This window comes from Amphiplicatus metriothermophilus (assembly GCF_900199215.1).
In the GTDB taxonomy this organism is placed as follows: domain Bacteria; phylum Pseudomonadota; class Alphaproteobacteria; order Caulobacterales; family Parvularculaceae; genus Amphiplicatus; species Amphiplicatus metriothermophilus.
Genome location: NZ_FZQA01000013.1, coordinates 1 through 9,943, shown reverse-complemented (window position 1 = coordinate 9,943; position 9,943 = coordinate 1). Strand labels below are relative to the sequence as shown.

The window sequence follows — 9,943 nt, the reverse complement described above, 5'->3', positions numbered from 1 at the left end:
TCTTCTGGGCGATATCGTTTTCCCGACATTCTCTATCTCCTTGAATGCAGCCATTTGTTTCCTTGTTCGTGGCTGCGTTCAAAGGGGTCGGGTCACTTTGCGGCGGCCCCGTAGCCAGTTGTCGAGGATGATGCCGGCGGCTTCCCGGCCTTTGCCGACGCCGGTGCCGTCGCCGATCATGAAGCCGCGCCGGAAGCGAACCGCTCCCTTGGCACCCTCGGCCGCGGCGGTTACCACGTCGAGGGTCTCGTCCACGGTCCAGGCGCCGGCGAGATAGCCGGAATGCGCTTCGCCGGCATAGATGACGGTCTCGAGCTGGGCACCGGAGAGCAGGGTCAGGATGTTCGCCGGCAGACGAGGCCGGTAGCTCGGCTTGGGCGGCGCGACGGAGGCCATCGCCGCCGACTGGACGAGCTGTGTCGGGTGATCCTGAGCGCCCGGAATGCGGATGCTCTGGAGCGCATAGTCCTCGTAGACGGAATCGGAGAGGCGCGCGCCCTGTGGCGGCGTCCAGTCGACCGTCTCGTACGCGAGTTCGATGCCTTCCGGCTCGGCCGCCATCGCTGGCCGCGATGCAGCTTGGGCGGCGCGTGCGACGTAGCCGCGAACGGTGCGCGGCGTGGTGACAGTGGGCACAGCCACGGAGGCATCGACCGGCAGCCGCGCCGGAACGTGCTCCGCGATCCAGGCCATCAGCGTGCCAACGTCCGGCGCGACGCCGGGCGCAACCGGGAAAGCCGTCGGATCGTCAGCCGGCCGCTTGTCGATGACGGTGAGTCGTGTCGAAAACGTCGTGCCGTGCCTGGCATAGACGCGACCGTCGATGGCGGCGGAGAAGACGACACGGCCGCGCTCCTGAAGCCGGACATAGCCGTCGCGCCAGGCCGGAGCGTCCGGCGCGAAATTGGCGCCGGTGATCGCGACCAGGCGACCGCCATCGGCGAGCCGCGCCAGCGCCGAGTCGATGTGCCGATACGCGGCGTCCGCCATGCGCCCGTGCACGTTGGCCATCGCCGAGAAGGGCGGGTTCATGATGACGACGCTCGGCACGATGGCGGGTTCGAGGTGGTCGTGAATCTGCGCGGCGTCATGCCGGCTCACGGCGATGTCTGGAAAGAGGAGGGAGAGGAGACCGGCGCGGGTCTCTGCCAGCTCGTTGAGGACAAGCGATCCGCCTGCGATCTCGGCAAGGATGGCGAGGAGCCCGGTCCCGGCCGAGGGCTCGAGCACGCGATCGGCCGGCGTGATCGCAGCGGCCGTCGCGACCGCGAGGCCAAGCGGGGTCGGTGTCGAGAATTGCTGGAAGGCTTCGCTCTCGATCGAGCGGCGCGTATGCGTCGGCAGAAGCCCGACGATCTTCTCCAGGATGGGGAGGGCCTGAACCGGAGAACCGGCCTTGCGCAAAAGCGCCTTTCCGTATTTGCGGAGAAACAGGACGGTCGCGGCCTCGCCGGCGTCGTACGCCGCTTTCCAGTCCCACGCGCCCGTCGCATCGGAGCCGGCGAAGGCCTGCTCCATTGCGGCGCGAAGGATCGCCGCGTCAACCTGACGACCCTGTTCAAGATGAGGAATGAGAAGGTGGGCGGCTGCGACGATGCAGCGAGCGATATCGGAGGGAGACGCAAGCGGCGGCGACGCGACCGCAGGCGCGGCCGCGAGAGCGGTGGATGGGGTCATGTCGGTGAACCTCGGGGAGAGCAGGAACGGGCGAGCCGGCCGGCGCTCTCTCTGGACCGCACCGGCTCAAACCCGTCCCGGCCAGGCTCTCCCTCTCGTCACGCCGCTGCCTTCACCGCGCGCCACCCGCACGCGAGGATCGGGGAGCCGGCTCGTCCGGCAGGGTTGCCGAAGGAGGAACGTAGGCGTCGAAGGGATTGCCGTCGGCGAGATGGCCGAAGGGCGTGAACACGAAATCCGTGCCATCGCGGCCCACGGCGCAGATGACGTAGCGCGCCTCGCCGGTGACGGCATCGGAGCACTCCATGAGCGCGAGGTTGCCGTCAGCCGCCGCGCGCAGCAGCGTCGCGAAATTGGCGCGCGCGTGATCGGGGATGCTCATCGCGCACCTCGCTTTCCCGGCCGGGCGGACAAGGTGCGGTCGAGCCAGCCATTGGTCGCGATCCAGGCGACGGTCTTGCGGCGGCCGAGATCGAGCACATGCGCGCCGCCACCGAAGGCGTTCACGCGCGGGCGCGAGCAGGTATTCGCCCACTGAAAGCCCCGCCGTCCGGTGAGGCCGAATTCCGCCGCGCAGCGAAGCACGAAATCGATGACGGCCTGCGGATCGCCGGTCGTGTCATCGCGAATCCAGAGCTGCGTTCCGCCGTGCTCGGGCTGGATGGAGAGGAGAAACGCCTCGGACGGCGGGTCCTCGGCGGCGTTCTCCTCCATCATGCGATTGTAGATTTCGAGCGCACGCGCAGTGTTCTGCGGCGTGCGGACATCGAGGAGGCAGGAGAAGTGCGTGAAGAAGTCGGCCATGTCAGGGTCCTCAAACGACAAAGCCCGGCGCGGTGGCCGGGCTGGTTGAAGGACGGGGTTGCGGTTGACGGCGTCAGAGCCGGAATTCGGCGACGAGGCGCTGCGCGCTGGCGTGATGCTCCAGCATATCGCGGTAGAAGCGCTTGCGCGCCTCCCGCTTCGCCGGATCAGGTTGCACCGTTCGCGTGAGCTTGCGCCGGGCAGCACGGATCACTGAACGGTCGCTGGCCCAGACCGCGACGCCGAGGCGGAGATAGGTGCCGTACATCTCAGCCTCCCTTCGACTGCTTGGCAGCGCGAAGGGCGGCGAGCGCCGCGCGGAATTCCGCTGCGCCCACTTCCTCCGACAAGTCGATGTTGGCGGCGACGGACACGCATGCACTGTGAATGTCAGCGTCCGGCACGGCGTCCGCGGTCAGACCTGCGAATTCGGCATCGGTCTCGACGATCGGGGCGATCTGGTCGCGGACGCGGTCCTCCTGGAGCTGCGCGAGGACGTGACGTGGGCGTGGAGCCGTGACGGGTTCGTCGGGATCGCGCACTCCAGCAACGATCGCCTCGGCCTTCGCGACCGCGGCGCTCGCGCGTGCGAGCCAATTGGCGTCCGTCCCTCGCTGGGAGATCTGGTCCGCAACGACGATCTTGAGGAGACCGAACAGGACCTCGAAGTGCGCGGCCTTCCGCTGGATGGTCTCATCGAAGTGGGATGGGACCGGGACGGCCTCGCCCGAATAGGCGGCGTCGGTCCCGAGCCAGATGCCGGTGACGTAGGTTTCGCCGGCGGCCTCGTAGTCGAGCTTGTCGTTCGACCAGTCGTCGTCCTCGATGGCCCGGCGGCAGGCTTCGGCTGGTGTTGCGGCCTCATAGGTGCGCTGCCGGTAGACCGGCACGCGGTAGGTCGTTTCAACGGTGTAAGCGGGCATGACAGGCTCCTGAAAACGCGAAAGCCCGGCGCGGCGGCCGGGCCGTTGGGGTTGGGTGGAGAGAAGGCGGGCTAGTAGCCGAACTGCCAGGACGGCCAGGGCTGGCCGTCATTGGCGGCCTTCACCGCCTCCTCGAGATAGTCGGCATCGCCTTCCACGACGGTCGGGTTCTCGACAGGCGTTTCGTCGATCACCGTCACGCTGCGGACGAGGCCGTCCTCGACCTCGACATGGACGGGCACGAGATACTGGAAAACGACGCGGCGAGGCGTGGCCGAGCTGAGCTTGGTCATCGGATTGCTCCTGATAGAGAGGCTGGCGGGAGCGGCCGGAGCCGTCCCCGCCATGGTCGCGTCACTCGGCGGCGATCATCGCCGGGTCATCGGCATCGGCGTCGCCATCATCCGGCTGCTCGTCCTCATCGTCGGCGAGGAAGGCCGGCAGCGCTTCACCGCCTTCACCTCCGCCGCTTACATCGACCGAGGTCATCGCATCGGGATCGGCGGACCGCAGCGGCTCCGGCAGCCAGCCGGTGTCGGCGAGCAGGCGTTCGGCCTCCTTCGCCATCTCGGGCTTCTTGAGATGGTCGATGAGCTGAGCCTTCTCCTCGCCGAGGGCTTCCCGCACGGCTTCGACGATCCGGCTCTTCGTCACGCGGCCGAGATAGTTCGCCACCGTCGGCCGCCAGCCGGCCTCCACCATGTCGAGGCCGGTGGCGCGCGCCAGCCGATCGGCATCGCGCATGCGCCGGTCGAGCCCGTGCTGGGTGACGCCATAGCCGCTATGGGGATTCGGACGCTCATAGAGAGCGTTGATGCCGTAGCTGACGCAGTGCGCGAGCAGCGCGAGGCGGCTCGCATCGTCGAGCCCGGCGATCCAGTCCCACAGCCGGTCGTCGTCGTCGAGCGGCATGTCCGCCTTCCAGGCCTCCATGCGCGCCTGGATGGCCTTGGCGGAAACGCTGTCCTTCAGGTCGGGGGCCTGGATGGGGAAGTGGACCTCCCGGACCGAGGCCTCGACGGCGCTGCCATGCGCGTTACGCTTGAAGGCGTCGAGCACCAGCCTGTGCAGGAGCGCCGTCAGAGCGACATGCGGATGGTTGGCGACCGCGTCGCGCAGCGCCAGCGTGCGGTGGGCGGTGAGCTCGATCACCAGCCGCTCGGGCAGCGTCTTGACGGCGTCGTCTTCATCGTCCTCTTCGGCGCCTGTAGTCTGGCCGCCGATGGTGATGACAGCGCGCTGAGTGGACGGGGTCGCGGGAGCATCGTCGCCGCCGGGTTCTCCATGGGTCTCAGCGTCGCTGCTGTCGACGGCGACGGGCGCCTCGTCCTCGGGCCGCACATAGCCGCGATCGATCACGACGTCGCCGTCGCGGTCCACGCTGACGAAGACGCCGGCGCGCGCGATGTCGGCGGGATCGTAGACGACGGGACGTTTCTCGAAGGCTTCGAGAGCCTCCTCGATCTCGCCCAGGCGTTGATCGATCTCGTCCGGCAGCTCGTCAGCGCCGTCATACTCCGCCTCGAGCCGGTCGTATTCCGCGCGCAGCGCCTCGCGCTGGGCCCGCTCCTCCTCGGTGAGATCGACGAAGGCGCCGCTGATCTTGCGCAGGCCGTGGTCGTAGCCATAGGGCAGATCCAGATCGACCTTGATCCACTTCCAGCCTTCGCTGGCGATCTCGTCAGCCACGGCCTTGAGCTTCTCGCTGACCAGGCGGTGAAGCAGCGCCGGGTCGGCGAGCCAGCCGCCGTCGTCGTCCTCGAACAGGTCGCGCAGCACCGCGCCGCCGGCGGCGACATAGGCGTCGATGCCGACAAAGCGCGCACGCTTGTCGGAGGCGGGGATCGTGGTCTCGGTCAGCAACTGGCGGATATGCCAGGGCTGCCGATTGTAGGAATGCTGCACGGCCTCCCACACCTGCTCCTGGCGCTGGTGGTCCGCGTTGACGGTGAAGGCCATCAGCATGTCGAGTGTCATGCGCTCCTCGGCATAGGCATCGCGCAGCACGGGCGAGACCGCGTTGAGACGGAGGCGCTGCTTCACGACCTGCACCGTCGTGAGATAGGCCGCGGCGATTTCCTCCTCGGTCATGCCCTTGTCGAGCATGTCCTGGAACGCCCGGAACTGGTCGAGCGGGTGAAGGCCGGCGCGCAGCAGGTTCTCGGCGAGGGAGTCGTCCTCCGCGAGGATCCTGGTGTCGGACTTGCGCACGATGCAGGGGACGAGCCCGTCCTTCGGGAAGCGCTTGGCCTTGACCAGGCGCTCGATCGCGCGATAGCGGCGCCCGCCAGCCGGCACCTCGAACATGCCGGTCTCGTTGCCGTCCGCGTCGAGAATGGCGCGGACATTGAGGCCCTGCACCAGGTCCTCGCGCCGGTCGATGTCATGGACCAGCTCGTCGAGCTCGGCCTCCGGCCGGGTGCGCCGGACGTTGGACTCCGAGAGCACGAGCTTGTTGAAGGGGATGTCGCGCGAGCGCGAGAAGACGATCTTCCTGGCAGCCTTTGCCATATCGGGATACTCCGCGACGGGCGCCGAGAGCCTCTCTCTCGGTCTCCAAACCCGTCACGAAGCGAAGCGCCGCCCTCTCACTCTGAGGACGGCGCCGCCTTCCGGCGATCCGGAGCGCAGAACCGGAGATGCGCAAATGCTCATCTCTGGTTCCGCGGATTTCAGGATGGGCGCGTCACGCGCCATCGCGACGCGGCTGCGCTGCTCGGTAGAGGTTGCGCTCGGCCGCCCGGATGCTTCCCGCCTTGCGGGCGGCCTCTGCCCAGACCGAGATCGGGAAATCGCCGGTGAAGAGAATGTCGCGCTCGATCCCCATGCCGAACGGCAGGACGATCGAGGTCAGTTCGTCGAGCGAGAAGCTGCCCAACTCCGGATAGCCGAGATCGGCGAGGCCGAAAAGCGTGTCGCCGTCCGCGTCCAGCTCGGTCGCGAGCCAGACGCCTTCGCCAAGCGGGTTGAAGAACTTGACGACGGGCACATGGTCGGCGCCGCGTTCCAGCCCATTGGCGAGCAGGCGCTCGCGCAGGTCGTCGGTCAGGAGGATCATGCCGCCCTCCTGTCATTCGCGGATTCGCTGGCCGTCCCGGTTTCGGGGAGGAAGGCCAGCAGCCAGTCGGCCGCCTTGCTCGCCTGCGACGCGGCGCGGACGATGGCGCGATTGTCCTCACGCAGCACCTCGAGTCACGAGCCGATGTAGTCGGCGTGGCGCACGGTCGGATTGATGCCGAGCGAGGCGCAGCAGAAGGCCGCGTTCATCTCGGCGACGAGCTCCTCGAAGGCATACTTCTTCGAGCCGAAGGAGGCCGACAGGTCGCGGCCGAGACGGGACGCATGGCCTGTTGCGTGGCCAAGCTCATGCAGGGCCGTGCGGTGCCAGTTGATGGTCTCGAAGTAAGCCTGCGGTGGCGGCACCTGCACGTAGTCGTGCGCAGGCACGTAGAAGGCGCGATCGCCGCCGATGCGGAAGTCGATGCCCGTCGCCTTGATCAGCGCCTCGACGCGCGGCTCGATCAGGCCGGGTTCCGGCGCGGGCGGCGCGACGGCAAAGCCGTCGGGCAGATCCTCGCATTGCGCGACGTTGAACACGGTGAAGCGCTTCAAGAACGGAATGGCCTGCGCTTCCTCGCCAGTCTCCTGCGCGCGCTTCTTCTCGTCGTCGGGAATGAAGCGGTCGGCGTAGACGACGGTGGTGCCGCGCTCGCCCTTGCGGACGTGGCCGCCGAGGGACAGCGCCTGGCGGAAGGTCAGCCAGCTCTGCACCGGAAAGCCGTGCTCGATGACCGCACCCCAGAGGATCAGCACATTGATCCCGGAGTAGGCGCGGCGGGTGGCGGCGTTGGCCGGCATGGCGAGCGGCGCCTTCGCCGCCGCCGTGCCCCACGGCTGGACCCAGGGCACGCGTCCGGCCTCCAGCTCGGCGATGATCCTGTTGGTGATGTTGTCGTAGAGGCTCGTCCGGTCCGCGCCGGCGCGAGCATGGCGGTCGTGTCTGGACATCGCGGTTCTCCGCGACGGGCGCCGGAGGCCTCTCCTCCAGCCCTCAACCCGTCACGGCAAACCCGATCCGCACTCTCACTCTCTCTCTATAGGGGGCGTTGCGGGGTCTCCCCGCGAGACAAGGGTTGGCCGAGACCTTGGCTCGGCCGCAGGGGAAGGCTTTCCCCTTCATTTAGATTGATACGGAATATTGTAGCCTGGCTACGTTCTAGCCAGTGAATTCAAACCTGCCGCGCTTGCAGCTCCGCCGTGGGCTTTCCCAGCCCTGGCCAGCAAGCTCGGTCCATCCCAGTTGCCGAAGGCAGCGATCGGCCGTGGGTGTCGCGCTCGGCTGACGGCCTTCTGGTACTGAATCCGTGAAGCAGGACCAGTAGCAGGGAGGCCTTCTCGCAACCCGACCTTGAAGATCACTTGAATTACCCGGCCATTGGCCGTACAATACATCAGATCTAGGTGATGGAGGTATTGAGATGGCCGAAGCAATCCGGAAGCCGACTCGTGGTCGGGTTCGCGGTGAGCGTCTCGAGACCCGCGTGACGGCCGAGCAGAAGAAGCTCATCGAGCGCGCCGCGGCACTTCAGGGGCGGACCGTGACCGACTTCGTGCTGACAAGCGTGCAGGACGCCGCCCGACGCGCGATCGAGGAACACAGCCAACTCGCTCTCTCACTGCGTGACAGCGAGGCGTTCGTTGATGCGCTGCTCAACCCGAAGCCGGTCAATGATCGCCTTCGTGAGACGGTCCGCCGTTATCGCCAACGTGCCGGCGTTTGACGCGTGCCTCGCAGCATCGAAGAAAAGCTCCGCGTCGAGCCGCTGACTTCGAGCCATGACCGATCGGAGTTTGAGAGTGGGGTAGAGCCACTCGACAGATACTTTCGGACGCAGGCGGGGCAAGACGCGCGGAAGAACATGGCCGCGCCTTTCGTCCTGGTGCTGCTGGATGCGACGATCGCGGGATACTACACGCTCTCCGCAACGTCTGTGCAGCTCGGCGAGCTGCCGGCGCAAACGGTGCGGAAGTTGCCGCGATATCCGCTGGTCCCGGCGACGCTTTTGGGACGGCTAGCTGTGGATCGGCGTCACCAGGGAAAAGGTTATGGGCGGTTTCTTCTGGCCGATGCCCTGCATCGGGCGACCCGGAGCGAGATCGCCTCATTCGCGGTGATCGTGGATGCGAAGAATGAGAGCGCGCGGCGCTTCTACGAACGCGAGAGCTTCTTGCCGTTTCCGGACCGGCCGATGAAGCTGTTTCGGCCGATGGCGGATATACGAAGACTGTTCGATTGAATTACTGGTGGCGATTTCCTGGACGTACCGCATCTGGAGGAGCTTTCGGGTCTCCGGTGGACGCTCGAAAATCTGGGTTGACTGTAGCCCGCCATCTTGTCGTCGCCGCTATGCAAATGTGTATCCATTGGCTACACTACCACAATGGCAGGTAAAGACGCTGGACTTCGCATAAGGGTTGAGCGCGGGCTGCGTGACGATTTCCTTGAGATCTGTCGTGCACAGGATAGGCCGGCGGCTCAGGTGATACGGGAGTTCATGCGGCGATACGTCTCCGAGAACGAGGCGGCGCGCGAGGCGGGCCGAAAGCTGCCTGCCGATCGGGGGGATCAGCGGTGACGCAGCACTTCTTCGAACATCCGATATTGAATTCGCCATACGGCTATCCCGCCCGCCATTGGGAACTGGTCGACGGGCAGCCCACGAACAAAATCCTCGAGACAAGACGGCGCTCGGAGCTCATCACGCCGGTGCCGCAGCCCAAGAAGCGGCGGCAGAAGCGCGGCCAGAAGGAAATGGTATTTGACGAAGGCAAGGGCCTTTCGACCGAGGAGCAGCAGTACAATCCCACACCGATTATCAATGAAATCCGCTCCTATGTGGATAGCTGGCGCAACCTGCCCAATCCGAACGAGTGGCAGGTGACACCCGAGACGGCGCGGCTGCTTCAGCACTGGCGCCATCATCCCTTCCAGAGCCAGCGCCCCTTCTTCTGTCAGGTTGAGGCCATCGAAACGGCGATTTGGCTGACGGAGGTCGCGCCGAAAATCGGCAAGCGTGCCGAGAAGTTCTGGGCGCATATCGAAGGAGCGAATGCCCAGGCGAACCCCGAACTGCTCCGCCTTGCGCTGAAGCTCGCGACGGGCGCCGGCAAGACCACGGTCATGGCGATGCTGATCGCCTGGCAGACGGTGAACGCAGTACGCCATCCGGGCAGCAAACATTTCTCGCGCGGCTTTCTCATTATTGCACCCGGCATCACGATCCGCGACCGGCTGCGGGTGCTGATGCCCAACGATCCCGACAGCTACTACAAGAGCCGCGAGCTTGTTCCGAGTGACATGATCGCCGATATCGACCGCGCCAAGATCGTCATCACCAACTATCACGCCTTCAAGCTGCGTGAGCGCATGGAAGTGTCGAAAGGTGACCCGACCCCTTTGAACGCAGCCACGAACAAGGAAACAAATGGCTGCATTCAAGGAGATAGAGAATGTCGGGAAAACGATATCGCCCAGAAGA

General features: G+C 66.2%; 11 protein-coding genes and 2 pseudogenes. 4 read left to right on the top strand and 9 right to left on the bottom strand.

The window, feature by feature from the left end; translation table 11 throughout:
- Window positions 1-96: 96 nt before the first annotated feature.
- From CHB64_RS14940 to CHB64_RS14900, 9 genes and pseudogenes are all read right to left on the bottom strand, one after another.
- Window positions 97-1,677, bottom strand: a pseudogene (locus CHB64_RS14940) (strawberry notch-like NTP hydrolase domain-containing protein); the annotation flags it as partial.
- A gap of 112 nt (window positions 1,678-1,789) precedes the next feature.
- Window positions 1,790-2,059, bottom strand: a complete 270-nt coding sequence (locus CHB64_RS14935; protein WP_089413430.1) for a DUF6117 family protein — start codon at window positions 2,057-2,059, stop codon at window positions 1,790-1,792.
- Window positions 2,056-2,481, bottom strand: a complete 426-nt coding sequence (locus CHB64_RS14930) for a hypothetical protein (RefSeq protein WP_089413429.1) — start codon at window positions 2,479-2,481, stop codon at window positions 2,056-2,058. Before CHB64_RS14930 ends, CHB64_RS14935 begins: the two co-directional genes overlap by 4 nt.
- Window positions 2,482-2,554: 73 nt before the next feature.
- Window positions 2,555-2,749 carry a hypothetical protein gene (locus CHB64_RS14925; protein ID WP_089413428.1) on the bottom strand — a complete coding sequence of 65 codons (195 nt, stop codon included), beginning with the start codon at window positions 2,747-2,749 and terminating at the stop codon, window positions 2,555-2,557.
- A 1-nt stretch (window position 2,750) separates the two neighbouring features.
- Complete coding sequence (locus CHB64_RS14920) at window positions 2,751-3,404, bottom strand: hypothetical protein (RefSeq protein ID WP_089413427.1); 654 nt, start codon at window positions 3,402-3,404, stop codon at window positions 2,751-2,753.
- Window positions 3,405-3,475: 71 nt separating this feature from the next.
- Complete coding sequence (locus CHB64_RS14915; protein WP_089413426.1) at window positions 3,476-3,697, bottom strand: hypothetical protein; 222 nt, start codon at window positions 3,695-3,697, stop codon at window positions 3,476-3,478.
- A gap of 61 nt (window positions 3,698-3,758) precedes the next feature.
- Complete coding sequence (locus CHB64_RS14910) at window positions 3,759-5,915, bottom strand: ParB/RepB/Spo0J family partition protein (protein ID WP_089413425.1); 2,157 nt, start codon at window positions 5,913-5,915, stop codon at window positions 3,759-3,761.
- Window positions 5,916-6,090: 175 nt separating this feature from the next.
- On the bottom strand, window positions 6,091-6,462 hold the full coding sequence (locus CHB64_RS14905; RefSeq protein ID WP_089413424.1) for a DUF2958 domain-containing protein: 372 nt from the start codon (window positions 6,460-6,462) through the stop codon (window positions 6,091-6,093).
- A pseudogene (locus tag CHB64_RS14900) lies at window positions 6,459-7,412 on the bottom strand (ArdC family protein). The gene CHB64_RS14905 and the pseudogene CHB64_RS14900 overlap by 4 nt, the downstream one beginning before the upstream one ends.
- Window positions 7,413-7,882: 470 nt before the next feature.
- Between CHB64_RS14900 and CHB64_RS14895 the strand changes: the two are divergent.
- The 4 genes from CHB64_RS14895 to CHB64_RS14880 form a co-directional block, all read left to right on the top strand.
- A complete protein-coding gene (locus CHB64_RS14895; protein WP_055459940.1) occupies window positions 7,883-8,185 on the top strand; it encodes a type II toxin-antitoxin system TacA family antitoxin in 303 nt (100 codons plus the stop codon).
- 3 nt (window positions 8,186-8,188) lie between these two features.
- Window positions 8,189-8,701: a GNAT family N-acetyltransferase gene (locus CHB64_RS14890; protein WP_089413423.1), complete on the top strand. Its 513-nt coding sequence runs from the start codon at window positions 8,189-8,191 to the stop codon at window positions 8,699-8,701.
- 144 nt (window positions 8,702-8,845) lie between these two features.
- Complete coding sequence (locus CHB64_RS15830) at window positions 8,846-9,040, top strand: hypothetical protein (RefSeq protein WP_089413422.1); 195 nt, start codon at window positions 8,846-8,848, stop codon at window positions 9,038-9,040.
- On the top strand, window positions 9,037-9,943 hold a 907-nt coding region (locus CHB64_RS14880; protein WP_200815415.1), incomplete at its 3' end, for a DEAD/DEAH box helicase family protein. The genes CHB64_RS15830 and CHB64_RS14880, both read left to right, overlap by 4 nt.